The 23,629-nt window shown below is 67.1% G+C and carries 21 protein-coding genes, 1 tRNA gene and 2 pseudogenes; 9 read left to right on the forward strand and 15 right to left on the reverse strand.

Annotated features, from left to right (window positions below):
- Positions 1-303: 303 nt before the first annotated feature.
- The gene (locus tag ACIGKL_RS13560; protein ID WP_397487145.1) at positions 304-1,797 is read right to left on the reverse strand and encodes an aldehyde dehydrogenase; all 1,494 of its coding nucleotides are present in this window, start codon (positions 1,795-1,797) and stop codon (positions 304-306) included.
- 225 nt (positions 1,798-2,022) lie between these two features.
- On the opposite strand from ACIGKL_RS13560, the gene ACIGKL_RS13565 reads away from it, so the two are divergent.
- A complete protein-coding gene (locus ACIGKL_RS13565; RefSeq protein ID WP_397487146.1) occupies positions 2,023-3,339 on the forward strand; it encodes an aspartate aminotransferase family protein in 1,317 nt (438 codons plus the stop codon).
- A gap of 23 nt (positions 3,340-3,362) precedes the next feature.
- Positions 3,363-3,725: a cupin domain-containing protein gene (locus ACIGKL_RS13570; RefSeq protein ID WP_397487147.1), complete on the forward strand. Its 363-nt coding sequence runs from the start codon at positions 3,363-3,365 to the stop codon at positions 3,723-3,725.
- 225 nt (positions 3,726-3,950) lie between these two features.
- Here ACIGKL_RS13570 and gabT read toward each other — a convergent pair whose 3' ends face one another.
- Entirely contained in the window at positions 3,951-5,231 is a 1,281-nt protein-coding gene (gene gabT, locus ACIGKL_RS13575) for a 4-aminobutyrate--2-oxoglutarate transaminase (protein WP_397487148.1), read from the reverse strand.
- A gap of 256 nt (positions 5,232-5,487) precedes the next feature.
- Positions 5,488-6,939 carry an NADP-dependent succinate-semialdehyde dehydrogenase gene (gene gabD / locus ACIGKL_RS13580; protein WP_397487150.1) on the reverse strand — a complete coding sequence of 484 codons (1,452 nt, stop codon included), beginning with the start codon at positions 6,937-6,939 and terminating at the stop codon, positions 5,488-5,490.
- A 324-nt stretch (positions 6,940-7,263) separates the two neighbouring features.
- Between gabD and ACIGKL_RS13585 the strand changes: the two genes are divergently transcribed.
- Positions 7,264-7,340: transfer RNA gene (locus ACIGKL_RS13585), tRNA-Arg, on the forward strand.
- Between the two features lie 65 nt (positions 7,341-7,405).
- Here the strand turns inward: ACIGKL_RS13585 and ACIGKL_RS13590 are convergent.
- Positions 7,406-8,035: pseudogene (locus ACIGKL_RS13590) on the reverse strand (HD domain-containing phosphohydrolase); the annotation flags it as partial.
- On the opposite strand from ACIGKL_RS13590, the pseudogene ACIGKL_RS13595 reads away from it, so the two are divergent.
- Positions 8,032-8,406: pseudogene (locus tag ACIGKL_RS13595) on the forward strand (alpha/beta hydrolase); the annotation flags it as partial. The pseudogenes ACIGKL_RS13590 and ACIGKL_RS13595 sit on opposite strands and share 4 nt — an antisense overlap.
- Before the next feature lie 141 nt (positions 8,407-8,547).
- Entirely contained in the window at positions 8,548-9,459 is a 912-nt protein-coding gene (locus ACIGKL_RS13600; RefSeq protein WP_064493755.1) for a LysR substrate-binding domain-containing protein, read from the forward strand.
- An 83-nt stretch (positions 9,460-9,542) separates the two neighbouring features.
- On the opposite strand, the gene madM is transcribed toward ACIGKL_RS13600, so the two are convergent.
- The 11 genes from madM to glcC form a co-directional block, all read right to left on the reverse strand.
- A complete protein-coding gene (gene madM, locus ACIGKL_RS13605) occupies positions 9,543-10,307 on the reverse strand; it encodes a malonate transporter subunit MadM (protein ID WP_397487151.1) in 765 nt (254 codons plus the stop codon).
- A 5-nt stretch (positions 10,308-10,312) separates the two neighbouring features.
- Positions 10,313-10,714, reverse strand: coding sequence for a malonate transporter subunit MadL (gene madL / locus ACIGKL_RS13610; RefSeq protein ID WP_397487152.1), 402 nt, complete (start codon positions 10,712-10,714; stop codon positions 10,313-10,315).
- A 62-nt stretch (positions 10,715-10,776) separates the two neighbouring features.
- On the reverse strand, positions 10,777-11,703 hold the full coding sequence (gene mdcH / locus ACIGKL_RS13615) for a malonate decarboxylase subunit epsilon (RefSeq protein WP_397487153.1): 927 nt from the start codon (positions 11,701-11,703) through the stop codon (positions 10,777-10,779).
- On the reverse strand, positions 11,700-12,332 hold the full coding sequence (locus ACIGKL_RS13620; protein ID WP_397487154.1) for a malonate decarboxylase holo-ACP synthase: 633 nt from the start codon (positions 12,330-12,332) through the stop codon (positions 11,700-11,702). The genes mdcH and ACIGKL_RS13620 overlap by 4 nt, the downstream gene beginning before the upstream one ends.
- A gap of 90 nt (positions 12,333-12,422) precedes the next feature.
- Positions 12,423-13,229, reverse strand: a complete 807-nt coding sequence (gene mdcE, locus ACIGKL_RS13625) for a biotin-independent malonate decarboxylase subunit gamma (RefSeq protein ID WP_397487155.1) — start codon at positions 13,227-13,229, stop codon at positions 12,423-12,425.
- A gap of 2 nt (positions 13,230-13,231) precedes the next feature.
- Positions 13,232-14,083 carry a biotin-independent malonate decarboxylase subunit beta gene (locus tag ACIGKL_RS13630; protein ID WP_397487156.1) on the reverse strand — a complete coding sequence of 284 codons (852 nt, stop codon included), beginning with the start codon at positions 14,081-14,083 and terminating at the stop codon, positions 13,232-13,234.
- On the reverse strand, positions 14,076-14,375 hold the full coding sequence (locus ACIGKL_RS13635) for a malonate decarboxylase subunit delta (RefSeq protein WP_072423620.1): 300 nt from the start codon (positions 14,373-14,375) through the stop codon (positions 14,076-14,078). Before ACIGKL_RS13635 ends, ACIGKL_RS13630 begins: the two co-directional genes overlap by 8 nt.
- Position 14,376: 1 nt before the next feature.
- Positions 14,377-15,255: a triphosphoribosyl-dephospho-CoA synthase gene (locus ACIGKL_RS13640; RefSeq protein WP_397487157.1), complete on the reverse strand. Its 879-nt coding sequence runs from the start codon at positions 15,253-15,255 to the stop codon at positions 14,377-14,379.
- Positions 15,255-16,916, reverse strand: a complete 1,662-nt coding sequence (gene mdcA, locus ACIGKL_RS13645) for a malonate decarboxylase subunit alpha (protein ID WP_397487158.1) — start codon at positions 16,914-16,916, stop codon at positions 15,255-15,257. The genes ACIGKL_RS13640 and mdcA overlap by 1 nt, the downstream gene beginning before the upstream one ends.
- 119 nt (positions 16,917-17,035) lie before the next feature.
- Entirely contained in the window at positions 17,036-18,010 is a 975-nt protein-coding gene (locus tag ACIGKL_RS13650; protein ID WP_397487159.1) for a sensor domain-containing diguanylate cyclase, read from the reverse strand.
- A 109-nt stretch (positions 18,011-18,119) separates the two neighbouring features.
- Positions 18,120-18,893 carry a transcriptional regulator GlcC gene (gene glcC, locus ACIGKL_RS13655; protein WP_397487160.1) on the reverse strand — a complete coding sequence of 258 codons (774 nt, stop codon included), beginning with the start codon at positions 18,891-18,893 and terminating at the stop codon, positions 18,120-18,122.
- A gap of 240 nt (positions 18,894-19,133) precedes the next feature.
- On the opposite strand from glcC, the gene glcD reads away from it, so the two are divergent.
- The 4 genes from glcD to ACIGKL_RS13675 all read left to right on the forward strand — a co-directional run bounded on the left by glcD (position 19,134) and on the right by ACIGKL_RS13675 (position 23,522).
- Complete coding sequence (gene glcD, locus ACIGKL_RS13660; protein ID WP_397487161.1) at positions 19,134-20,633, forward strand: glycolate oxidase subunit GlcD; 1,500 nt, start codon at positions 19,134-19,136, stop codon at positions 20,631-20,633.
- Entirely contained in the window at positions 20,633-21,688 is a 1,056-nt protein-coding gene (glcE, locus tag ACIGKL_RS13665) for a glycolate oxidase subunit GlcE (RefSeq protein WP_397487162.1), read from the forward strand. The genes glcD and glcE overlap by 1 nt, the downstream gene beginning before the upstream one ends.
- A 3-nt stretch (positions 21,689-21,691) precedes the next feature.
- On the forward strand, positions 21,692-22,909 hold the full coding sequence (gene glcF, locus ACIGKL_RS13670; RefSeq protein ID WP_397487163.1) for a glycolate oxidase subunit GlcF: 1,218 nt from the start codon (positions 21,692-21,694) through the stop codon (positions 22,907-22,909).
- Positions 22,910-23,123: 214 nt separating this feature from the next.
- Complete coding sequence (locus tag ACIGKL_RS13675) at positions 23,124-23,522, forward strand: heme-binding protein (protein WP_397487164.1); 399 nt, start codon at positions 23,124-23,126, stop codon at positions 23,520-23,522.
- Positions 23,523-23,629 lie beyond the last annotated feature (107 nt).

Consider the following 23,629-nt stretch of genomic DNA (forward strand, 5'->3'; position numbering starts at 1 on the left):
CGCGCGGCGCCGGTCGCAATGCCCGGCGCGCAAATGCAAGGCGGCCGGGTTCCAGGGGAACCCGGCCGCAGGTGTGGCTCGCAGGGAGCCGGCCCCTCAGTTCGGGGGCTGACCTAAAGGGAGAACAGAAACGCTCTCCCCACAAACAGATTTTCGGCCAAATCCAGCGCCGAAAAAGATCTTCTGGGCTAAGGCCAGGCAGGCGCCCCGGAGCTTTCAAGCGCAGCGTACTGCAGTACGTGAGCATTAAAAGCGAGGACGCAACGCCGTATGGCCGACGGCCAGGAGATCGTCCCGCTACCGTTAGAGCTTGATCCAGGTAGCCTTGAGTTCGGTGTACTTGTCGAACGCATGCAGCGACTTGTCGCGGCCGTTGCCGGACTGCTTGAAGCCGCCGAACGGCGCGGTCATGTCGCCGCCGTCGTACTGGTTGATCCACACGCTGCCGGCGCGCAGGGCCTTGCCCACCAGATGCGCCTTGGACAGGTTGCTGGTCCACACCGCCGCCGCCAGGCCGTAGACGGTGTCGTTGGCGATGGCCACCGCTTCCTCTTCGCTGTCGAAGCCGATCACCGACAGCACCGGGCCGAAGATCTCTTCCTTGGCGATGCGCATGGCGTTGCTCACGCCGTCGAAGATGGTCGGCTCGACGTAGGTGCCGCCGCTCTCTTCCAGCACCCGCTTGCCGCCGGCCACCAGCTTGGCGCCATCGTCGTGGCCGGCCTGGATGTAGCTCAGCACGTTGTTCATCTGGGTGGTATCGACCAGTGCGCCGACGTTGGTTTCCGGGTCCAGCGGGTTGCCCGGCTTCCAGCTCTTGATCGCCTCGACCACCATGGGCACGAACTTGTCCTTGATCGAGTTTTCCACCAGCAGGCGCGAACCGGCGGTGCACACCTCGCCCTGGTTGAAGGCGATGGCACCGGCGGCCGCTTCGGCGGCGGCCTGCAGGTCCGGGGCGTCGGCGAAGACGATGTTCGGGCTCTTGCCGCCGGCCTCCAGCCAGACGCGCTTCATGTTCGATTCGCCGGCGTAGATCATCAGCTGCTTGGCGATCTTGGTCGAGCCGGTGAACACCAGGGTGTCGACGTCCATATGCAGGGCCAGGGCCTTGCCGACGGTGTGGCCGAAGCCCGGCAGCACGTTGAACACGCCGGCCGGGATGCCGGCCTCGATGGCCAGCTGGGCGATGCGGATGGCGGTCAGCGGCGATTTTTCCGACGGTTTGAGCACCACCGAGTTGCCGGTGGACAGCGCCGGGCCGAGCTTCCAGCAGGTCATCAGCAGGGGGAAGTTCCACGGCACGATGGCGGCAACCACGCCGACCGGCTCGCGGGTCACCAGGCCCAGCTGGTCGTGGCTGGTGGCGGCCACTTCGTCGTAGATCTTGTCAATCGCCTCGCCGCTCCAGCGCAAGGCGTTGGCGGCGCTGGACACGTCGATGTTCAGCGAGTCACTGATCGGTTTGCCCATGTCCAGGGTTTCCAGCAGGGCCAGCTCCTCGCCGTGCTGCTCGATCAGTTCGGCGAAGCGGATCATCACCTGCTTGCGCTTGGCCGGCGCCAGGCGCGACCAGGCGCCGGAGTCGAAGGCGGCGCGGGCATCGCTCACGGCGATCTCGGCGTCGGCGGCGTCGCAGCTGGCGACCAGGCCGAGCAGGCGACCGTCCACCGGGCTGATGCATTCGAAGGTGGCGCCGGACTCCGCCGCGCGGTACTCACCATGCACGAAGGCGCGGGTTTCGATGGTCAGGGTCTTGGCGCGCTGTTCCCAGTCGGCACGAGTCAGGCTAGTCATTCCGGCATCCTCTAGGGTGGAAGTGGCGCCTCGCCGAGACGCGCACTGTAAATAATTCTGCAAGGCCAACGAAGTGGCCAAATCCTGTGCGCCACACTAAACCAGAGGGCTGCACCTTTTCAATATTTTTGACAAAGGACAGGAAAACCCCCTTGTCATGTTCATTTTATTAAACATAGACTGCCGCCACGCGCACCCTCCTCACCTCGCGTTTCGGTAGCTGCCATGACAATAGACAACACCCGGCTCGATGATTTCTGGATGCCCTTTACCGCCAATCGCCAATTCAAGGCCAAGCCGCGCCTGCTGGAAAGCGCCGAGGGCATGTATTTCACCGCCAGTGACGGGCGCCAGGTATTGGACGGCACCGCCGGCCTGTGGTGCTGCAACGCCGGCCACGGCCGCCGCGAGATCACCGAGGCGGTGAGCAAGCAGATCGCCAAGCTGGATTTCGCCCCCACCTTCCAGATGGGCCACCCGCTGCCGTTCGAGCTGGCCAGCCGCCTGGCCTCGATCGCCCCGGCCGGGCTGAACAAGGTGTTCTTCACCAACTCCGGCTCGGAGTCGGCCGACACCGCGCTGAAGATCGCCCTGGCCTACCAGCGCGCCATCGGCCAGAGCAGCCGCACCCGCCTGATCGGCCGCGAGCTGGGCTACCACGGCGTCGGCTTCGGCGGCATCTCGGTCGGCGGCATGGTCAACAACCGCCGCGCCTTCCCCCTGCAACTGCCGGGCGTCGACCACCTGCCGCACACCCTGGACATCGCCCGCAACGCCTTCAGCCGCGGCCTGCCCGAGTTCGGCGTGGACAAGGCCGACGAACTGGAGCGCCTGGTGACCCTGCACGGCGCCGAGAACATCGCCGCGGTGATAGTCGAACCGATGTCCGGCTCGGCCGGCGTGGTGCTGCCGCCGGTGGGCTACCTGCAGCGCCTGCGCGAGATCACCCGCAGGCACGGCATCCTGCTGATCTTCGACGAGGTGATCACCGGTTTCGGCCGCGTCGGCCAGGCCTTCGCCGCGCAGCGCTGGGGCGTCACCCCGGACATCATCACCTGCGCCAAGGGCCTGACCAACGGCGCCATCCCCATGGGCGCGGTGCTGGTCGATGAAAAAATTCACGACGCCTTTATGCAGGGCCCGGACGGCATCGAGCTGTTCCACGGCTACACCTACTCCGGCCATCCGGTGGCCTGCGCCGCCGCCCTGGCGACCCTGGATATCTACCGGGACGAGCGTCTGTTCGAGCAGGCCATCGAACTGGAAAGCTACTGGCAGGACGGCCTGCACAGCCTGCGCGAGCTGCCCAACGTCATCGACATCCGCGCCGTCGGCCTGGTCGGCGGCGTGCAGCTGGCGCCGAGCGAGGCCGGTGCCGGCAAACGCGGCTACCAGGTGTTCGAGCGCTGCTACCAGGACGACCTGCTGGTGCGGGTGACCGGCGACACCATCGCCCTGTCGCCGCCGCTGATCGTCGAGAAGGCGCATATCGACAGCCTGGTGGAGAAGCTCGCCGACGCCATCCGCCAGGCCGCCCACTGACCCCCACCCACGGAAAGCAGAAGATGAAAATCGAGCAGATCCTCGACTTCGCCCAGGCCGCCAGCGCCGCCGAGCACTACCGCCCGGCGCCGGAGAAGGTGCTCAAGGGCGACCCCGAGCAGAGCGTTCGCAACCACTACGCCAGCCCCTGCGGCCAATTCAACGCCGGCATCTGGGAGGGCGCGGTGGGCCAGTGGACGGTGAACTACACCGAGCACGAATACTGCGAGATTCTCCAGGGCGTGTCGGTGCTGCGCGACGCCGAGGGCAACGCCAAGACCGTGCGCGCCGGCGACCGCTTCGTCATCCCCGCCGGCTTTTCCGGCACCTGGGAAGTGCTGGAAGCCTGCCGCAAGGTCTACGTGATCTTCGAGCAGGCCAAGTAGAGATTCCTGTTGCTTGTCACCCTTTGGCCCGCCTCGTGCGGGCTTTTTTCTGCGCGAAGAAAATGTGGGAGGGGCTTTAGCCGCGATGCTTGCAGAGCCGATGGACCTGTAGCCCGGATGCCATCCGGGAACGCTCCCGCGCCAGGCCTAGGGGTTGTGGGAGCCCCAAACAAGAAGACCCGCTTGCGCGGGTCTTGGGTACAGCATCCGGACTGCGTGGAAGCGTCAGGCCAGCTCGTCGAAGCACTCTTTGATGATCGCCAGGCCCTTGTCCAGCTGGGCGTCCGGCGCGGTCACCGGCACCAGCACGCGCAGCACGTTGCCATAGGTGCCGCAGGACAGCAGGATCAGGCCCTTGTCCCGCGCCTTGGCGACGATCTGCCCGGTCAGCGCGGCGTTCGGCTTGTGCAGGTCGCCGCCTTCGAACAGCTCGACGGCGATCATCGAACCCAGCGCGCGCACGTCGCCGATGGTCTTGTGCTGGGCGGCGATGGCCTTGAGGCCGGTGACCAGGCGCTCGCCGACCGCCTTGGAGCGATCCAGCAGGTTCTCCTCGTCGAATACCTCCATCACCGCCAGGGCCGCGGCGCAGGCGATCGGGCTACCGGCGTAGGTGCCACCCAGGCCGCCGGGGGCGATGGCATCCATGTATTCGGCCTTGCCGCACACGCCCGCCAGCGGGAAGCCACCGGCGATGGACTTGGCGAAGGTGGTCAGGTCGGCGGCGACGCCCATCTGCTCCATGGCGAAGAAGGTACCGGTACGACCGGCGCCGGTCTGCACTTCGTCAGCGATCAAGAGGATGCCGTGCTGGTCGCACAGGGCGCGCAGGCGCTGCATGAATTCCTTGGGCGCGACGTAGAAACCGCCCTCGCCCTGCACCGGCTCGATGATGATCGCGGCGATGTCGCGCGGCTCGGCATCGTTCTTGAAGATGCGCTCGATGCTGGCCATGGCGTCGTCGACGCTGACGCCGTGCAGCGCGCAGGGATACTGGGCGCGGAACACGCCGCCGGGCATCAGGCCCATGCCGGCCGAGTAGGGGTTGACCTTGCCGGTCAGGCTCAGGGTCATCATGGTGCGACCGTGGTAGCCGCCGGTGAAGGCGATCACCCCGGCGCGGCCGGTGGCGGCGCGGGCGATCTTCACGGCGTTCTCGACGGCCTCGGAGCCGGTGGTGACCAGCAGGGTCTTCTTGGCGAAGTCGCCCGGCACGCGCGCGGCGACCTTCTCCGCCACTTCCACGTAGGGCTCATAGGCCAGCACCTGGAAGCAGGTGTGAGTCAGCTTGGTCAGCTGCTCCTGCACGGCGGCGATGATCTTCGGGTGCAGGTGGCCGGTGTTGAGCACGGCGATGCCACCGGCGAAGTCGATGAATTCGCGGCCTTCGACGTCGGTAACCGTGGCATTCTCCGCCGTGTCGGCGAAGATCGGGTGGATCTGCCCCACGCCACGCGGGACGGCGGCGGTGCGGCGTTGCATCAGGGATTCGTTGGTCTTGCTCATGGTGTCCTCATGGCCGTCATCGCGGCGCAGGTAAAGGATGAAACGCCCCCGGATTGGCCAGGGCAGCATGCGATGATCGACTGCCACGGCCGCGGAGGCTCGGTGAATTCGGGCTCGTTACAGCCTAGAGCAAAGCGCTAGGCGCGTCGCGAGCGATGGCCGGGCGAGGCGGCGGGATCGGGAAAGGCGCAGTTGGCTGCAGCCAATGAGCATTTTCCCGGTTCCGCCAACAACGCCCGGCCGAGTGCAGCAGCGACTAGATGCCGCCCAGGCACATATATTTGATCTCGAGATAGTCCTCGATCCCGTACTTGGAACCTTCGCGGCCCAGGCCCGAGGCCTTGACCCCGCCGAACGGCGCCACTTCGTTGGAGATCAGCCCGGTGTTGATGCCGACCATGCCGTACTCCAGCGCCTCGGCCACACGGAACACGCGGCCCAGGTCGCGGGCATAGAAGTAGGAGGCCAGGCCGAACTCGGTATCGTTGGCCATGGCGATCACTTCGGCCTCGTCCTTGAAGCGGAACAGCGGCGCCAGCGGGCCGAAGGTCTCTTCCTTGGCCACCGCGGCGGTTTTCGGCACGTCGAGCAGAATGGTTGGCTCGAAGAAGGTGCCGCCGAGGGCATGCGGCTTGCCGCCCAGGGCCAGCTTGGCGCCCTTGCTCAGGGCATCGGCGATATGTTCCTCGACCTTGGCCACGGCCTTGCTGTCGATCAGCGGGCCGGTGGTGGTGCCCTCGTCGAGGCCGTTGCCGATCTTCAGCTTGGCCACGGCGGCGGCCAGCTTCTCGGCGAAGGCGTCATAGACACCGTCCTGCACGTAGATACGGTTGGCGCAGACGCAGGTCTGACCGTTGTTGCGGTACTTGGAGATCAGCGCGCCTTCGACGGCCGCATCCAGGTCGGCGTCGTCGAAAACGATGAACGGCGCGTTGCCGCCCAGCTCCAGCGACACCTTCTTGATGTCCTGGGCGCATTCGGCCATCAGCTGGCGACCGATCTCGGTGGAGCCGGTGAACGACAGCTTGCGCACGATGGGGTTGCTGGTCAGCTCACCGCCGACTTCGCCGGCGCTGCCGGTGACCACGCTGAGCACGCCCTTGGGAATGCCGGCGCGCTCGGCCAGCTCGACCAGGGCCAGGGCGGAGAACGGCGTCTGCGAGGCCGGCTTGATCACCATGGTGCAGCCGGCGGCCAGGGCCGGGCCAGCCTTGCGGGTGATCATCGCAGCGGGGAAGTTCCACGGGGTGATGGCCGCGGTGACGCCGATCGGCTGCTTGATCACGATCAGGCGCTTGTCTGGCTGGTGGCCGGGGATCACGTCGCCGTAGACGCGCTTGGCTTCCTCGGCGAACCACTCGATAAAGGAGGCGGCGTAGGCGATCTCGCCCTTGGCCTCGGCCAGCGGCTTGCCCTGCTCCAGGGTCATCAGACGGCCGAGGTCGTCCTGGTTCTCGATCAGCAGCTCGAACCAGCGGCGCAGCTTGTTGGCGCGCTCCTTGGCGGTCAGTGCGCGCCAGGCCGGCAGCGCCTGCTCGGCGGCCTCGACGGCACGACGGGTCTCGGCGCGGCCCATCTTCGGCACATGACCGATGATCTCGCCGGTGGCCGGGTTGTTCACCGCGATGGTCTGGCCGCTGTCGGCATCCAGCCACTGGCCGTCGATATAGGCCTGCTGGCGGAACAGCTGGGTGTCTTTCAGTTGCATGGCAGTCTCCTTCAGTCCCGACACCCAGGCGTCGGCGTAAGTCGTGGGCAAGGCCCGGGAAGCGCTGCGAGCGCACGTCTCAAGGGTTAGGAGCCGCCGCCAGGCCGGTTGTTCCGGATAAGCCAGCAGCCCGTTTGAAATCTCAAACGAATCCTAGGGTCGAAGGGGGTAAAGGGCAAGAGCCTGTTCGAAAAAATTAACGAAATATTCAGTGCCATAATGCACCGGCACAGGCACCGACGGCTTTTGCACGTCCGTTCGATATCGCGAACGGGGCGGGCATGGACGCCCAGGGCCGAGATGCGTATGATTGCGCCCCGCAACGCATCCGTAGCTCAGCTGGATAGAGTACTGCCCTCCGAAGGCAAAGGTCGTGGGTTCGAATCCCGCCGGATGCGCCAGATAGCGAAAGGCCCCAGGTGCAAACCTGGGGCCTTTTCTTTTGTTCGGGCCGTCCACACAGGGCTCAGATCACTCCCAAGGTCAGCGCCTTCAAGGTCGCGGCGGCGCGGGTGGAGCACTGCAGTTTGCGGAACAGGCTCTCGACATGGGTGCGCACCGTGCTCGGGCTGATGCCCAGGTCGCGCGCCACTTACTTGTTGCTCGCCCCGCTGCTGATGCGCCGCAGGATCTGCGTCTCGCGCTCGCTCAAGAAGCCGTTGCCCGCCCTGGCAGCGATTGGCCGTTGCTCGCCGCGCGCCGTGGCGATCACCGCCTGGCAAGCCAGCGGGTCGAAGCGGCCCTGCTGCGCCTCGTCCTGCAACAACCGCGCGGCCTGTTCCTCGCTGAACGCCGGGCGCCAGGGGCGTGCGCCACGCAGCGCCTGCCAGGCCAGGCTGGCGGCCAGCAGGCGGTGCTCGGCCTGCAGCGCATCGCCGGCGAGGGCGCGGAAGTAGCCGCTGCCATCGAGCCGCTCGTAGGCATGCGCGGCCAGTTGGCCCGCTTCGACCAGGCCGTCCGTGTGGGCGCAGGCGCGCTGGGTCCAGTAGGGCACCAGGCGTACCGGCTCCAGGTCACCGGCGAGCAGCGGCCCCGGCAGGTTCCAGATGCGGTTGGCCACCGAAGCGCGGCCGATGCCGTGGAGCAGCGCCGCCCGGCGCCAGCCAGATCGCCGCCGCCAACAACGGCTATCTGTACCTGACCGCGCAGGGCATGGCCAAGGATTTCGCCCAGGAGCTGCCACCCGCGCAGACCGCGGTGATGAGCGCCACCCAGGGCCCGATCCGCGCCGCCGCCTTCGAGGAGCGCACCAGCGTCGCCGCCTGGCAGCAGAAGCCGTCCTGGTACATCGTCGCCAGCGACGACCGCATGATCGTGCCGCAGATGCAGCGCGATTTCGCCAAAAAGATCGGCGCCCACACCACCGAGCTCGCCGCCAGCCACGTACCGCAGCAATCGCGCCCCGAGGAGGTGGCCAAGGTGATCATCCAGGCGGTGCAGGAGAGCCAGGCGCAAGCCGGCAACTGAGGTCCGCGCCTGCCGCAGCGAGCCAGACGCGCGCCAGCGATGGCGCGCGTTTGATCGTTGTAGCGCAAGGCGGCGGCGGGCGCCCCACATGCCGCCAGATGCGGCACAATCGGCTATCGCTCCAAACAGGCCGCGCCCCCGATGCTGATCGACGAAGAACTGACCCTGAAGAAGCTGGAAGTCTTCCTGGCCTTTATGCGCAGCGGCAACCTGGCGCGGGCCGCCAGTGAGCTGCAGACCAGCAACGTCAGCGTGCACCGCGCCATCCATTCGCTGGAAAGCGCGCTGCGCTGCCCGCTGTTCAAGCACGAGGGGCGCAACCTGATTCCACTGGAAAGCGCCTATGTGCTGGAAGAGAAGGCGCAGAAGCTGATCCAGGATGCCCAGGAGATGGTGCGCCTGACCCGCGAAGCGGCGGGCTTCGGCGCCGAGCGTTTCAAACTCGGTGCGCTCTACTCGCTGACGGTGAAGACCGTGCCGCAACTGATCATGGGCCTGAAGCTGCGCCGTAGCGAGCTGAACATCGACCTGGTGCTCGGCTCCAACGTCGACCTGCTGTACAAGCTGAAGAACATGGAGCTGGACGCCATCCTCATCGCCCTCGACGACAGCGTCAGCGACCCGGATTGCGAGCAGCTGGCGCTGTTCTCCGACGACATCTTCCTCGCCGCGCCCAACGACTCGCCCTTCGCCGATCACGCCGAGGTGGACCTGGCCGATCTGCGCGATTCGACCTTCATCACTCTGACCCAGGGCTACGCCACCTTCCGCGACGGCGAGCGCGTGTTCAAGCAGGCCGGCTTCGAGCCCAAGGTGGCGATGCAGGTGAAGGACATCTTCACCCTGCTCAGCATGGTCAGTTCGGGCGTCGGTTATGCCCTGCTACCCGGGCGCGTGGCGGCGGTATACGAGAACCGGGTGAAGCTGATCCCGCTGCAGGCCAAGTACCACCTGCAGCAGCATATCGGCGTGGTCTTTCTCAAGGCCAAGGAACGCGACCCCAACCTGCTGGCGCTGCTCGCCGAATGCCGGATGTATAGCCGGCAGTCGTAGTCGCAAGCGTCGCCGCTGAAGCGCCTCCCACAGGGCAGCGCGTTCAGCCCGAATAAAAAGCCCGCCATGACGGCGGGCAAAGGTCAGCCTAGAAGGCCGCGCATCAGAAAGTAGAGCAAGGATGGGCCGAGCAGGCAGCCCAGGGCGGTGTAGAAGGCGGCAGTCAGGCAACCGTATGGCACCAGCTTCGGATCGGTTGCCGCCAGGCCGCCGGCCACCCCGCTGGAAGTGCCCATCAGGCCGCCGAAGATCACCGCACTGCGCGGGTTGTTCAGGCCGATATAGGGGGCGACGAAGGGCGTCGCCACCATCACCAGGATCGCCTTGATCAGCCCGGCGGCAATCGACAGCGCCATCACGTCGGAGCTGGCGCCGATGGCGGCACCGGTCACCGGGCCGACGATGTAGGTCACCGCGCCAGTGCCGATGGTGGTCAGGCTGACCACGTCGGTGTAACCAAAGGCCATGGCTACCCCGACACCGGCCACGAAGGAGGCGAAGACGCCGACGAACAGCGCCAGCACCCCGGCGAAACCGGCGCGTTTGAGCTCCTCGACACTGACGCCGAAGCCGGTGGCGACGATGGCGAAGTCACGCAGCATGGCGCCGCCGAGCAGGCCGATGCCGGCGAACAGCGGGATGTCCACCAGGCCCTTCTGCCCGCCGGTATAGGCGCCGCCGATATAGGACAGCAGCAGGCCGAGCAGAATGGCGATGGCCGAGCCGTGCAGGCGGCCCTTGGTGAACTTGTCGGAAATCCAGTACGACAGCCACATGGTGATGCCGATGATGGCGAAGCCGCTGAGCAGGCCGTAGCCGGTAATGACCTTCATCAAGGATTCGTACATGGCAGTCACCGTGGCGCTTTGTTCAGGGAGGGGGCAACGTCGGTTTCAGGCTTCTTTTGCCCGATACGGCTCAATGCGGGGACCAGTGCAAAACCGATGGCGACGGCGGCGGTGCCGGCGAGAATCGCCATCGGGCCGCCGCTGAGGGCGCCGTAGACGTTCTGCTGGGCGGCCATGGCGACCACGATGGGGATATAGATGGCGCTCCAGAACTCCACGCCCTGTTCCGACTTGCCGGTGAGCAGGCCGCGCTTGTTCAGGTAACTGCCGAGGAAGATCAGCAGGATCATGGCGATACCGACACCGCCGACGTTGGCGGGTACGCCGATGAGTTTGCCCAGCAGTTCACCGATAAAGATGCCTGCCAGGGTGCAGAACGCCAGGAAGGCGACACCGTAGATAATCATTGTTGTTGTCCTCGTCTTACGTATCGAAGTTGTTGTTCTTGTGCTTCGGTAAAGGCTACGGCTCAGCGGTCGCGGCTTACCTCCTGACGCAACATGGCGTCGAGTGTATCCAGACGTGCGCCCTCGAAGGCGATGGCCTGGCCGGCGTCGAAGATGCGCCGGGCGAGCCCGCTCAGCACGCCGCCGGGCGGCAGTTCCAGGTGCAGGCGCACACCGCGTTCATAGGCGGTGACGAGCGTGGCCTGCCAGTCGACGACGCGGCTCATGTTGTAAGCCAGGTCGTCGCGCAGGGTTTGGGGATCACGGATCAGCCGCGCCGAGCTGCTGCTCAGGTAACGCACCCGCGGGGTACGCAGTTCGACGCCCGAGAAAGCCTCGGCCAGCGCACGCGCCGAGCCATCGAGCAGCGCGCAGTGCGACGGCACGCTTATGGCCAGACGTTTGGTGCCGCCGGCACCAAGCGCGCGCGCGCGCTCGGCCACGGCGGCCATGGCGGCATCGCTGCCGGCGATCACCAGCTGGGTTTCGGCGTTGATATTGCCCAGGTACACCGGGCCGTCGACTTCGCCCAGCAGGCGCTCGACGCTGGCCTGGTCGAGGCCGAGGATAGCGGTCATGCCGTAGCCGCTGGGGTAGGCGCGTTGCATCAGTTCGCCACGCAGGGCGACCAGGCGCACGGCATCGGCAAAATCCAGCGCACCGGCCACCACCGCGGCAGCGTAGGCGCCGATGGACAGGCCGGCGACATAGTCCGGGCGATGCCCGCGTTCGCTCAGCAAACGCGACGCCGCGACACCTGCAACCAACAGGCAGAGCTGCACGGCGCGGGTGCTTTGCAGGGCTTCGGCCGAATCCAGCAGGCGTACGTCCTCACCCAGCGCGGCGCTGGCCTGCTCGATACAGGCCTGTACCACCGGCGCATCGGGCAATACCTGCAGCATGCCGGGCTGCTGCGCGCCCTGGCCGGGGAAGGCCCAGAGCGTGCTCATGCCGCCACCTGCTGCTGCCAAGGGTCGCCAACCAGCAGCGGCCCGTTCTGGGTTTTCAGCAACACGCGCGGCGCCTCGCTGGCCCATTCGCGCAGCGCCACGGCGCCGTATGGGGTTTCCAGCTGCAGGTCGATACGGCCCGGCGCTTGATCCAATAGCGCGCACAATGTCCGCGCCGCCGCGCGCGAAAGCGGATGGGGCACACGTAGCGACAGGTCGAGATCGCTATCCGGGTGCGCGGCGTTGATACCGCTGGCCAGTTCGAAGCCCAGGCTGCCGGTGACGCCCCAGGCCAGGCCGAGGGCATCGAGACGCGGCGCCAGTTGGCTCAGAGCATGCAACGCCGGCCACTGCGGCTGCGCGTGGCTGCGCCAGCGCCCGGCCCTGGCCACCGCCTGCGGACTGAGCAGACGGCTGATATCGCTCAGGCGCATCCAGGTGGCATGTCGCTGTTCACGCGCCGCGCCACGGATACCGACCGCAACCCAACCGGGCTCAGCGGGAGCACGGCGCACCACCACCGGCACATGCCCGCCCAGGGCGGCACGAGCCCAGGCCGGCGCCTCCTGCGGCAGGTGCTCGGGGCGCAGGCCCCAGAGCAGGTCATGTGGCCGGGGGGTGTGATGCATCGAATGATTCTCGGACGTAGGGTGCGCCGTGCGCACCGATTCGGTTAATGGTGCGCGCGGCGCACCCTACGGTGGCCGTGCGCAACCTGTTCACCACTGCGCGCGCAAGGCCTCGCGCACCTGGCTGGATGCCGCGCGGTTGGCGGCGCCCAGACGGTTGCGCAGATCACGTGGGCTGGCGGCGATATCGCTCAGGGTACGGCCCAGAGCGTCCTGCACGCGGGCCAGGTCGGCCGTCGTCGGCTGCGTCACCTGCTCCACATCGAGCACCTCCGCGAGCAGGCCGAGCGAGGCGTAGTTGTCCAGGTCGTAGGCCATCGGCGGCACGCTGGCGGCCAGCGCCTCCAGCTCGTCGACGCTGCGCAGGGTGATGCGCGCGGCGGCAGCCTTGCCCATGGCGTGCACCATCACCCCGGCATCGCGCAGGGCGATCAGGCGGTTGGCCTGGTAGCCGTGGGCGAGGAAGGCGCCGGACATGGCCTTGCCCACCAGCAGGCCGATCACCGCGTGACCGGCCAGGCGGGCACGGGCGTAAGCATCCACCGCGCCGGCCAGCGCCTGATGAATGCCGTAGGCTTCCTCGCGGCGGCCATAGGCCTGGCTCGGTACGTCGACGATGGCGATCAACGCGCGCTTGTGCGCCTGATCGCGGTCGGCCTCGATGGCTTCATCCACGGCCTGGGCCAGGCCCCAGCCTTCGAGCAGGCCGACCTCGCCATTGCGCGCGCGGGGAAAGGGATTGTTGGCGTCGGCGATCACGGCGATGTAGCGCACCGCCTGGCCGGCCAGCTCGCCATCGGCCACCCGCAGCGAGGCAGGCAAACCCTGTTGCGGCTGGGCAGCGCCGGCCAGGGCCTGGAACCAGTGCAGGCCGCGTTGTTGCTGTGCAGTTGTCATGTTCATGCTCCCTGGTAGGCGCTGCGCACGGCAGCGGCATCGGCCTGGACGGCGGTATCGACAGCGCGCAGGCGCTGCAGGAACCAGGCGTGGCGACGGCTGCGTTCCAGCGCCGGTTTGCCTTGGGCGAACAGCCCATGCAGTTCGCCGCGGATCGCCTCCACGTCATCACTCACATAGCCGTCGACCAGACCGCTGGCGTGACGCTGCTCGCCACCGGTCAGGCTCCAGATAAAGGGGCGGTCGCGCGAGTCGTATTCGTCCAGCCCGGCTTCCTGCTCGATCACCTGCGGGCCGTTGAGGCCCAGGCGCGCCTCGCGGGTCACCAGCAGGTAGCTGCACAGCCCGGCGGCGATCGACATGCCGCCAAAGCAGCCGACCGGGCCGGCCACCAGGCCGATCACCGGCTGATACTGGCGCAGCTCGACAATGGCAGCCTGGATCTCGGCGATGGCCGCCAGGCCCAGGTTGGCCTCCTGCAGACGCACGCCGCCGGTTTCCAGCAGCAGCACGGCGCGGGTCGGCGTACCGTTACGGTTGTCTTCGGCGGCCAGCTCCAAGCTGCCGGCGATCTTCGCCCCACCCACTTCGCCGAGGCTGCCGCCCTGGAAGGCACCTTCGATGGCGATCACCACCGCAGGCTGGCCGTCGATCAGGCCCTTGGCCACCACCACGCCGTCATCGGCCTGCGGCACGATGCCCTGCTTGGGCAGCCAGGGCGACATCAGCCGGGCGAACGGATCGAGCAGCTCGCGGAAGCTGCCGGCATCGAGCAGTGCGCGAGCCCGCTCGCGGGCACCGAGTTCAGTGAAGCTGCGCTGCGCCAACAGGCGCGCAATGTTTTGCTCAGCCATGGTTCAGTTCCTCCAGGCCCTGTTCCAGGCGCAGGCGCACCACGCCGGGCGTGGCGCCAAAATCATGAATGGCGATGTTCAGCGCGGGCAGCTGCTGCTCGCGGAACATGCGTTCGAACAGCAGTTGCCAGCGCGGCGCGCTGCCGTTGACCGAGGTGACCACTTCGATGGCCAGGGTGCCGGCCTGGCCGGGTTCGAGCAGCACTTCCAGGTCGCCGGAGCCAACGCAGCCCACCAGCGCGCGGCCCTTGGCCGGTTGCCCGGCGGGGAATTGAAAAGACAGGGTTTCCATTTCACAGACTCCCAAGCTGCGCCGGCAGGCCATGCTGCAGGCGGTCGAGGAACAGGGTGGCGGCAAGCAGATCGGCAGCGCCGCCAGGCGAGGCACGCAGGCGCAGCATGTCGCGTTCGAGGTCGCGCAAATGGCGACGGCCGTCGAGGCTGGCACAGCCGCCGGCGGCGAGCACCGCACGGGCGCCGCTCTGCATGCGGGTCAGCCCGGCCATGCCGGCGCGGTAGAGCACGCAGGTGTCGGCCAGCTGGGTCATGATCGCCAGCAGCGCATCCAGGCGAGCGTTCTGCTCCCCTGCCCCGGCGGCGCGGCTGCGCGCCAGTTGCGGCAGCGCCTGCTGGATCACTGCGGGAAAACCAAGCTGCGCTTCCTCACGGGCGCCATGCACACCGTACAAGCGGCAGACCTGGGCGCCATGGCTGTCGCCAGTGACGGGCGCGGCGCGGTCGTTGAGCAGGGCAAGGCGTGCGGCGCGCACCGCGACCTGGGCGGGCGCCAGCATGTTCACGTCCAGCGCCGCTGCGCTGCTGAGTAAGCCGAGCGCCCAGATCGCGCCGCGATGGGTGTTGACGCCGCCAGTGACGCGCAGCATCTCCACCTCACCTTCGCGACCGATGCGGCCGACGTCCTCACGCAGTGCCTGGTCGATGGCACCGCGTTGCTGCGCGGCCTCGGCCATGGCCTTGAAGCTCGGCCACAGCGCCAGCGCCGAGGCGTGCATCAGGCCCAGGTGCAGATCGGTGTGGGCGCCGCTGCCGCGACGGTCGACCAGGCCCGGCTTGGGCGACAGGTCGGCCTCGTCGATCAGCGCGTCGACGACCAGATCCGCCAGCCAATCGCTCAGAGAAAGCTGCGGCTGAATTGCAGTGAGTGCATTCATCACCAGCTCCTGAACTTGGCGGGCGGGTTGTACAGGCCGCCCGACCACTCGACCAGCTCGGCGATGCTCTTGGCCGCGAGCAGTTCGCGACTGGCATCGGTGCGACGGATGCCGAGGTCTTCAGGCAGGGCGATCAGCCCTTCGCGGCGCATGCGCTCGGTGTCTTTCGGGTTATGCCGCAGGCCGATGGCGGTGACGCCGGCCACCGCGGCGATCATCGCCTGGCGCTCTTCCACGGTGCGCGCCTTGTACAGGTAGGCGATGCCTTCCTCGGTGAGCAGGTGGGTAACGTCGTCGCCGTAGATCATGATCGGCGCCAGCGGCATGCCGACCTTCTTCGCCACCTCTACCGCATCGAGCTGCTCGACGAAGGTGGGCTTGCCGCCCTCCTGGAAGGTCTCGACCATCTGCACCACCAGCTTCTTGCCGCGCTCGAGCAGCGGCGCTTCACTGTCGCCTGGGCGCATGTCCAGCCAGGCAGGCGTCGAATGACGCCGACCGCGCGGATCGTGGCCCATGTTCGGCGCACCGCCGAAACCGGCCAGGCGGCCACGGGTCACGGTCGAAGAATGGCCATCGCCGTCCACCTGCAGGGTGGCACCGATAAACAGGTCGACCGCGTACTGCCCGGCTAGCTGGCACATCATGCGGTTGGAACGCATCGAGCCGTCACGGCCAGTGAAGAACACATCCGGGCGCTGGGCGATGTAGTTCTCCATGCCCAGTTCGGTGCCGAAGCAGTGCACGCTCTCGACCCAGCCGGTCTCGATGGCCGGGATCAGCGTCGGGTGTGGGTTGAGCGTCCAGTTGCGGCAGATCTTGCCCTTCAGGCCCAGCGACTCGCCGTAGGTCGGCAGGATCAGCTCGATGGCGGCGGTGTTGAAGCCGATGCCATGGTTGAGCGACTGCACCTTGTGTTTCTCGTAGATGCCGCGGATCGCCATCATCGCCATCAGCACGTGCACCGGCTTGATATGGCGCGGGTCGCGGGTAAACAGCGGTTCGATATAGAAGGGCTTGTCCGCCACCACCACGAAGTCGACCCAGGAGGCGGGGATGTCCACCCGCGGCAGCTGGTCGACGATCTCGTTGACCTGGAAGATCACGATGCCGTCGGAGAAGGCGGTGGGTTCGACCAGCGCCGGAGTGTCCTCGGTGCTCGGGCCGGTGTAGATGTTGCCGTGGCGGTCGGCCTGGAAGCCGGCGACCAGGGCGACGTTGGGGATCAGGTCCACCAGCAGGCGCGAATACAGTTCGATGTAGGTGTGGATGGCGCCGACTTCCATCTGCCCGTCTTCGAGCAGTTGGCCGATGCGCAGGCTTTGCGGCCCGGCGAAGGAGAAATCGAGCTTGCGGGCGATGCCGCGTTCGAACAAATCGAGGTGCTCGGCGCGGCTGACGCTGGGCATGATCATGTGCAGGTCGTGCAGGCGGCCGGGGTCAGCCTTGGCCAGCGAGCGGGAGAGAAAATCCGCCTGCTTCTGGTTGTTGCCTTCGAGCACCACGCGATCGCCGGGGGCGATCAACGCTTCGAGGGCCGCGACGATCTTGTCGCTGGGCAGGACCACGCCATCGGCGAGGGTGCGCACCTGATCGAGTCGCCGGGCCTTTTCAGCGCGACGACGCGACCACTGCGGCGGTGGGGATATTGTTGTTGTCATCGATGACTCCACGAGTTCCGCTGTCGTGGAGGCACCTTAGGGGCGTGACCTGGTGGTCATCAATCAAGCAGGTCGCTCGATAGTTACGCTGAGGTTAACGATTGCACCAGGACGCGGCGCTAACCCGAGCCGCGCTCCTGCTCGGGCAACGATTGACCCTGCGCCGGCGCCATTTCCAGGCGATCGCGGCCGCGCTGCTTGGCGCGATAGAGCAGCTTGTCCACCGCGTTGAGGAAGTCCACCGCGCGATCCTGGGCCGCGGGCACCGTGGTGCCGACGCCGAGGCTGATGGTCAGCAGCGGCGCCACCGTGGATTTCTCGTGGGGGATGCGCCGCTGGCGCACCAGCTGGCGGCAGCGCTCGGCGATATGGCGGGCGGCGGCGGCGTCGGTTTCCGGCAGCACCAGGACGAATTCCTCGCCGCCGAAACGGCCGACGAAATCCCGCGGCCGGCTGGCGGCGCCGCTCAGCGCCTGGCCGACGCTCTTCAGGCAGTCGTCGCCCTGGATATGCCCGTAGTGGTCGTTGTACTGCTTGAAGTGGTCGATATCCAGCAGGATCAGCGACAGCGGCTGGCGACTGCGCTGGGCGTTGGCCCATTCGCTGGCCAGCACCGAGTCGAACATGCGCCGGTTGGCCACGCCGGTCAGGCCGTCCTTGTAGGACAGTTCCTCGAGCTGCTGCTGCAGACTGAGCAGCTGCTGCTCGGTCTGCTTGCGCTCGCTGATGTCGAACATGAAGCCGATCAGCGAATCCACCTCGCCCTTGTCGTCGCGCACCACGTGCACCACGTCGCGGATCCACACGTAGTCGCCGGCGGCGGTCAGCGCGCGGTAGTCGGCCTCGTGGTCGACGCCGTTCTGCGACTGCGCCACGCAGAAGGCCACCACCTGCTCGCGGTCCTCCGGGTGCATGCGCGCCGCCCAGTCCTCGGCGCTGACCCAGCTGGACTGCGCCCAGCCCAGCAGGCTTTCGATCTGCGGGCCGATATAGGCGAAGGTCATGGTCTTCCAGTCGATCTTCCAGGGGATCGCCTTGGTCGATTCGAGCAGGGTCTTGTAGACCGCGCTATCGGTCTCGATGGGTTGGTTCACGGGCAATCCTCCGGCGGCGGATACGGCTGCCCGTCCCTTATACACCAGGCGCCGTTACTCACGACAAGCACCAGGATCCAGCCGCTGCGCCAGGCCGCGCAGAACCGAGCTAGCCCCAGCCCTCCAGGCGCATGGTCGCGCGCACCAGGCGCTGCTCCTCCTGCTCGATCTCCTGCAGGTTGTCGCGGATGCTGTGGATATGGTCGCGCGCCGCGCGCTGCGCCTGTTCCGGCAGGCGTTCGATCACCGCGTGATACAGCCGCGAGTGCTGGCGGTCGATCTGCCGTTTCTGCGCCGGGCGGTGGTAGAGGTTGTTCACCGAGGCGAATACGGTGCTCAGCATCAGGTCGGTCAGCGACTGCAGGGTGTGCACCAGCACCGGGTTGTGCGAGGCCTCGCAGATGGCCAGGTGAAAGGCATGGTCGAGACGCGCATGTTCGCGCGGGTCGACCGGATTTTCCTGGGCATGGGCCGCCAGCATCTCTTCGTAACGCCTAGTCAGCAGAACGAAATCCGCCTCGGTGCCGCGCAGCGCCGCCAGGCGCGCCGACTCGCCTTCGAGCAGGCCGCGCACTTCCAGCAGGTCATACAGGGTGCGCGGCTGCGAGTTGAACAGATGCATCAGCGGGCTGGCGTCGCGCTCGCCGCTGAGCTTGGCCACCCGTGAATCGCGACCCTGCGCGGTGTCGATGATGCCGCGTCCACGCAGGACCTTGAGCCCTTCACGCAGCGCCGAACGGGAGATGCCCAGTTTCTCGCACAGGCGCCGCTCCGACGGCAACGGCTGGCCCACCTTGAGCACGCCATCGACGATCAACCGCTCGATACGCTCGGCCACCACGTCGCTGACCTGGCGCCGCGCCGCGCCCTGTTGCCCGTCCATTCGCCACCTCCACCGCACTGGTCGTACCAATTTCTAAGGGCCACCTTAGATCGCGCGCACGCCCAGAGGCAAGCCGCGGCGGATAAGACCTTAGGCCAATCCTGGGCGAAGGCCTGGCGCAAGAAACTGGTCCTACCAGCGCCCAAGAAGGTGGACGCAGGAGCGAGGCAGACCTAAACATGCGGCCCATGGTCGCAGCCTGACCCTTGATAACAATTACGTTCCCGAATCGAGCCTGCCATGAGCATTCTGTACGACGAGCGCATCGACGGCGCGCTGCCCAAAGTCGACAAGGCCGCCCTGCTGGCGGAGTTGCGCCAGTGCCTGCCCGACCTCGACATCCTGCACACCCAGGAAGACCTCAAGCCTTATGAGTGCGATGGCCTGTCCGCCTACCGCACTACACCCATGCTGGTGGTGCTGCCCGAGCGCATCGAGCAGGTGCAGCAGCTGCTGCAGCTCTGCCACGCCCGCGGCGTGCCGGTGGTGGCGCGCGGCGCCGGCACCGGCCTGTCCGGCGGCGCGCTGCCGCTGGAGCAGGGCATCCTGCTGGTGATGGCGCGCTTCAACCAGATTCTCGAGATCAACCGCGAAGGCCGCTTCGCCCGGGTACAGCCCGGCGTGCGCAACCTGGCGATTTCCCAGGCCGCCGCGCCGTTCGATCTGTATTACGCCCCTGATCCGTCCTCGCAGATCGCCTGTTCCATCGGCGGCAACGTCGCCGAGAACGCCGGCGGCGTGCATTGCCTGAAGTACGGCCTGACCGTGCATAACCTGCTCAAGGTCGACATCCTCACCGTCGAAGGCGAGTTCATGACACTCGGCAGCGATGCCCTGGATGCGCCGGGCTTCGACCTGCTGGCACTGTTCACCGGCTCCGAGGGCATGCTTGGCATCGTCACCGAAGTGACGGTCAAGCTGCTGCCCAAGCCGCAGGTGGCCAAGGTGCTGCTGGCGGCCTTCGACTCGGTGGAAAAGGCCGGCCGCGCCGTGGGCGACATCATCGCCGCCGGTATCATCCCCGGCGGCCTGGAAATGATGGACAACCTGGCGATCAGAGCGGCTGAAGACTTCATCCACGCCGGCTACCCGGTGGAGGCCGAAGCCATTCTGCTCTGCGAGCTGGACGGCGTAGAGGCCGACGTCGCCGACGACTGCGAGCGCGTGCGTGAGGTGCTGGAAAAGGCCGGAGCCACCGAAGTGCGCCTGGCTCGCGACGAGGCCGAGCGGGTGAAATTCTGGGCCGGGCGCAAGAACGCCTTCCCCGCAGTCGGGCGCATCTCGCCGGACTACTACTGCATGGACGGCACCATCCCGCGCCGCGAGCTGCCCGGCGTGCTGCGCGGCATCGCCGAGCTGTCCGAGGAGTACGGCCTGCGCGTGGCCAACGTGTTCCATGCCGGCGACGGCAACATGCACCCGCTGATTCTTTTCGATGCCAACGTGCCTGGCGAGCTGGAGCGCGCCGAGGCCATCGGCGGCAAGATCCTCGAACTCTGCGTCAAGGTCGGCGGCAGCATCACCGGCGAGCACGGCGTCGGCCGCGAGAAGATCAACCAGATGTGCGCGCAGTTCAACAGCGACGAAATCACCCTGTTCCATGCGGTGAAGGCGGCGTTCGATCCCAGCGGCCTGCTCAATCCGGGCAAGAACATCCCCACCCTGCACCGCTGCGCCGAGTTCGGCGCCATGCACGTGCACCACGGCCAACTGCCCTTCCCGGAACTGGAGCGTTTCTGATGTCGCATGATTTCGACGCCAGCGCCGCGTTGCTGGAACAGGTCAACCACGCGCTCAATAGCGCCACCCCGCTGCGCATCCAGGGCAGCGGCAGCAAGGCCCATCTGGGCCGCGCCACCAGCGGCGAGGTGCTGGATACCCGCAGCCACCGCGGCATCGTCAGCTATGACCCCACCGAACTGGTGCTGACCGCCCGCGCCGGCACGCCGCTTGCCGAGATCGAGGCGGCGCTGGAGGCGAATGACCAGATGCTGCCGTGCGAACCGCCGCATCTGGGCGATGGCGCCACCCTGGGCGGCATGGTTGCCGCAGGGCTATCCGGCCCGCGCCGCCCCTGGGCCGGCTCAGTGCGTGATCAGGTGCTCGGCACCCGGGTGATCACCGGCCAGGGCAAGCTGCTGCGCTTCGGCGGCGAGGTGATGAAGAACGTCGCCGGCTACGACCTGTCGCGCCTGATGGCCGGCAGCTTCGGCTGCCTGGGGCTACTCACCGAGGTGTCGCTCAAGGTGCTGCCCAAGCCGCGTCAGGTGCTCAGCCTGCGCCTGGAGGTGGACGCCCTGCATGCCCTGAACAAGCTCGCCGAATGGGGCCAGCAGCCACTGCCGATCAGCGCCGCCAGCCACGACGGTGCGGCGCTGCACCTGCGCCTGGAGGGTGGCGAAGGTTCGGTTTTGGCCGCGCGCCAACGCCTCGGTGGCGAAGAGATCGACAACGGCTACTGGCAGCAACTGCGCGAACAGCGCCTGCCGTTCTTCAGCGCCAGCGGCACACTGTGGCGTCTGTCGCTGCCAGCCAACAGTGGTCTGCTCGACCTGCCCGGTCGCCAGATGATCGACTGGGGCGGCGCGCAGCGCTGGCTCAAGACCGACGCCGATAGCGAGCTGATTCAGCGCGTAACGGCCAAGTTAGGCGGCCATGCCACCTGCTTCGCTGCCGGCCAGGCACAACCTTTCCAGCCGCTGGCCGCCCCACTGCTGCGCTACCAGCGCCAGTTGAAGAACCAGCTCGACCCCCAGGGTATTTTCAACCCTGGCCGCATGTACGCCGAGGTATAAGACGTGCAGACCAATTTGAGTGAACAGGCCAAACGCCTGCCGCGCGCCGGGGAAGCCGAACGCATCCTGCGCTCCTGCGTGCATTGCGGCTTCTGCAACGCCACCTGCCCGACCTATCAGTTGCTCGGCGACGAGCTGGACGGCCCGCGTGGGCGCATCTACCTGATCAAGCAGATGCTCGAAGGCAACGAAGTCACGGCCAAGACCCAACAGCACCTGGATCGCTGCCTGACCTGCCGCAACTGCGAAACCACCTGCCCATCCGGCGTGCAGTACCACAACCTGCTGGATATCGGCCGCGAAGTGGTCGAGCAGGCGGTGCCGCGGCCACTGAACGAACGCCTGCTGCGTCAGGGCCTACGCGCCGTGGTGCCACGAACGGCGCTGTTCAAGACGCTGACCCATACTGGCCTGGCCCTGCGCCCGCTGCTGCCGGCCACGCTCAAGGCCAAGCTGCCGCGCGAGATTCGCCCGGCCAAGCCACGCCCGACGCAGCAGCACACGCGCCGCGTGTTGATGCTCGAAGGCTGCGTGCAACCGGGGCTGTCGCCCAACACCAATGCCGCCACCGCGCGCGTGCTGGATCGCCTCGGCATCAGCGTCACGCCGATCCGCGAAGCCGGCTGCTGCGGCGCCGTGGACTATCACCTGAACGCCCAGGAAGCGGGCCTGCAACGCGCCCGGCAGAACATCGACGCCTGGTGGCCGGCCATCGAAGCCGGCATTGAGGCCATCGTGCAGACCGCCAGCGGCTGTGGCGCCTTCGTCAAGGACTACGGCCATCTGCTGGCTGGCGATTCGGCCTATGCGAGCAAGGCGGCGCGGGTCAGCGCCCTGGCCAAGGATCTGGTCGAGGTACTGCAAAGCGAGCCACTGGAGACGCTGCAGGTAAGGGCCGAACAGCGCCTGGCCTTCCATTGCCCCTGCACCTTGCAGCATGCGCAGAAGCTCGGCGGTGCGGTGGAGGGCGTGCTGAAGCGCCTCGGTTTCGGCCTGACCGCCGTGCCGGATGGCCACCTGTGCTGCGGCTCGGCCGGCACCTATTCGCTGACCCAGCCAGAGCTCTCGCGGCAGCTGCGCGACAACAAGTTGAACGCCCTGGAAAGCGGCAAACCCGATGCCATCGTCACCGCCAATATCGGCTGCCAGACCCACCTCGATGGTGCCGGGCGCACGCCGGTGCGGCACTGGATCGAGCTGGTCGAGGAGGCGATGGAATAAGCCCGACAGCTGCCGCCCGTAGGTTGGGTTGAGTCGCGCAGCGGCGAAGCCCAACGGGCAGACGACCCGGCGAATCGCGTTGGGCTTCGCTGCGCTCAGCCCAACCTACGCAACCCCTTTCCATAAGTGAGAGGGAAGACAAACACGTAGCCCGGATGCAATCCGGGGACACCCGAAACCGCAAGCCCCCAGGCCACGAGACACGAGGTAAGCCATGCAACACAAAGCCGTACTCAGCCAGAACGAAGTCGCCCAGATCCTCCAGGCGGCCCGCAGCGAAGCTCAGCAACAGGGCTGGGCCGTGGCCATCGCCGTGGTCGACGACGGCGGTCATCCGCTGGCCCTGGAACGCCTCGACGGCTGCGCGCCCATCGGCGCCTACATCGCCACCGAGAAAGCGCGCAGCGCCGCCATAGGCCGTCGCGAAACCAAGGGCTACGAGGACATGGTCAACGGCGGGCGCACGGCCTTTATCAGCGCACCGCTGATTACTTCGTTGGAGGGTGGCGTGCCGGTGCTGGTGGATGGCCAGGTGATCGGCGCCGTCGGCGTATCCGGGGTCAAGGCCGAGCAGGATGCGCAGGTGGCCAAGGCGGGTATTGCGGCGCTGTAAGCGCTGACGCACGCGCCCCGCGGCGAAATGGATCTGAAGAGCTTCGCCCCGGGGCGGGGCTCCTACAACACATTGATCGAACCGCACCACCATGGGCGGATGCAGAC

The sequence above is a fragment of the Pseudomonas sp. NPDC077186 genome, from assembly GCF_044543505.1.
GTDB lineage: Bacteria > Pseudomonadota > Gammaproteobacteria > Pseudomonadales > Pseudomonadaceae > Aquipseudomonas.

What these genes read in the sequence shown, in the direction of transcription:
- ACIGKL_RS13560 (WP_397487145.1), bottom strand. Translation starts at nt 1,797, where the DNA reads ATGACTAGCCTGACTCGTGCCGACTGGGAACAGCGCGCCAAGACCCTG.
- ACIGKL_RS13565 (WP_397487146.1), top strand. Translation starts at nt 2,023, where the DNA reads ATGACAATAGACAACACCCGGCTCGATGATTTCTGGATGCCCTTTACC.
- ACIGKL_RS13570 (WP_397487147.1), top strand. Translation starts at nt 3,363, where the DNA reads ATGAAAATCGAGCAGATCCTCGACTTCGCCCAGGCCGCCAGCGCCGCC.
- gabT (WP_397487148.1), bottom strand. Translation starts at nt 5,231, where the DNA reads ATGAGCAAGACCAACGAATCCCTGATGCAACGCCGCACCGCCGCCGTC.
- gabD (WP_397487150.1), bottom strand. Translation starts at nt 6,939, where the DNA reads ATGCAACTGAAAGACACCCAGCTGTTCCGCCAGCAGGCCTATATCGAC.
- ACIGKL_RS13600 (WP_064493755.1), top strand. Translation starts at nt 8,548, where the DNA reads ATGCTGATCGACGAAGAACTGACCCTGAAGAAGCTGGAAGTCTTCCTG.
- madM (WP_397487151.1), bottom strand. Translation starts at nt 10,307, where the DNA reads ATGTACGAATCCTTGATGAAGGTCATTACCGGCTACGGCCTGCTCAGC.
- madL (WP_397487152.1), bottom strand. Translation starts at nt 10,714, where the DNA reads ATGATTATCTACGGTGTCGCCTTCCTGGCGTTCTGCACCCTGGCAGGC.
- mdcH (WP_397487153.1), bottom strand. Translation starts at nt 11,703, where the DNA reads ATGAGCACGCTCTGGGCCTTCCCCGGCCAGGGCGCGCAGCAGCCCGGC.
- ACIGKL_RS13620 (WP_397487154.1), bottom strand. Translation starts at nt 12,332, where the DNA reads ATGCATCACACCCCCCGGCCACATGACCTGCTCTGGGGCCTGCGCCCC.
- mdcE (WP_397487155.1), bottom strand. Translation starts at nt 13,229, where the DNA reads ATGACAACTGCACAGCAACAACGCGGCCTGCACTGGTTCCAGGCCCTG.
- ACIGKL_RS13630 (WP_397487156.1), bottom strand. Translation starts at nt 14,083, where the DNA reads ATGGCTGAGCAAAACATTGCGCGCCTGTTGGCGCAGCGCAGCTTCACT.
- ACIGKL_RS13635 (WP_072423620.1), bottom strand. Translation starts at nt 14,375, where the DNA reads ATGGAAACCCTGTCTTTTCAATTCCCCGCCGGGCAACCGGCCAAGGGC.
- ACIGKL_RS13640 (WP_397487157.1), bottom strand. Translation starts at nt 15,255, where the DNA reads ATGAATGCACTCACTGCAATTCAGCCGCAGCTTTCTCTGAGCGATTGG.
- mdcA (WP_397487158.1), bottom strand. Translation starts at nt 16,916, where the DNA reads ATGACAACAACAATATCCCCACCGCCGCAGTGGTCGCGTCGTCGCGCT.
- glcC (WP_397487160.1), bottom strand. Translation starts at nt 18,893, where the DNA reads ATGGACGGGCAACAGGGCGCGGCGCGGCGCCAGGTCAGCGACGTGGTG.
- glcD (WP_397487161.1), top strand. Translation starts at nt 19,134, where the DNA reads ATGAGCATTCTGTACGACGAGCGCATCGACGGCGCGCTGCCCAAAGTC.
- glcE (WP_397487162.1), top strand. Translation starts at nt 20,633, where the DNA reads ATGTCGCATGATTTCGACGCCAGCGCCGCGTTGCTGGAACAGGTCAAC.
- ACIGKL_RS13675 (WP_397487164.1), top strand. Translation starts at nt 23,124, where the DNA reads ATGCAACACAAAGCCGTACTCAGCCAGAACGAAGTCGCCCAGATCCTC.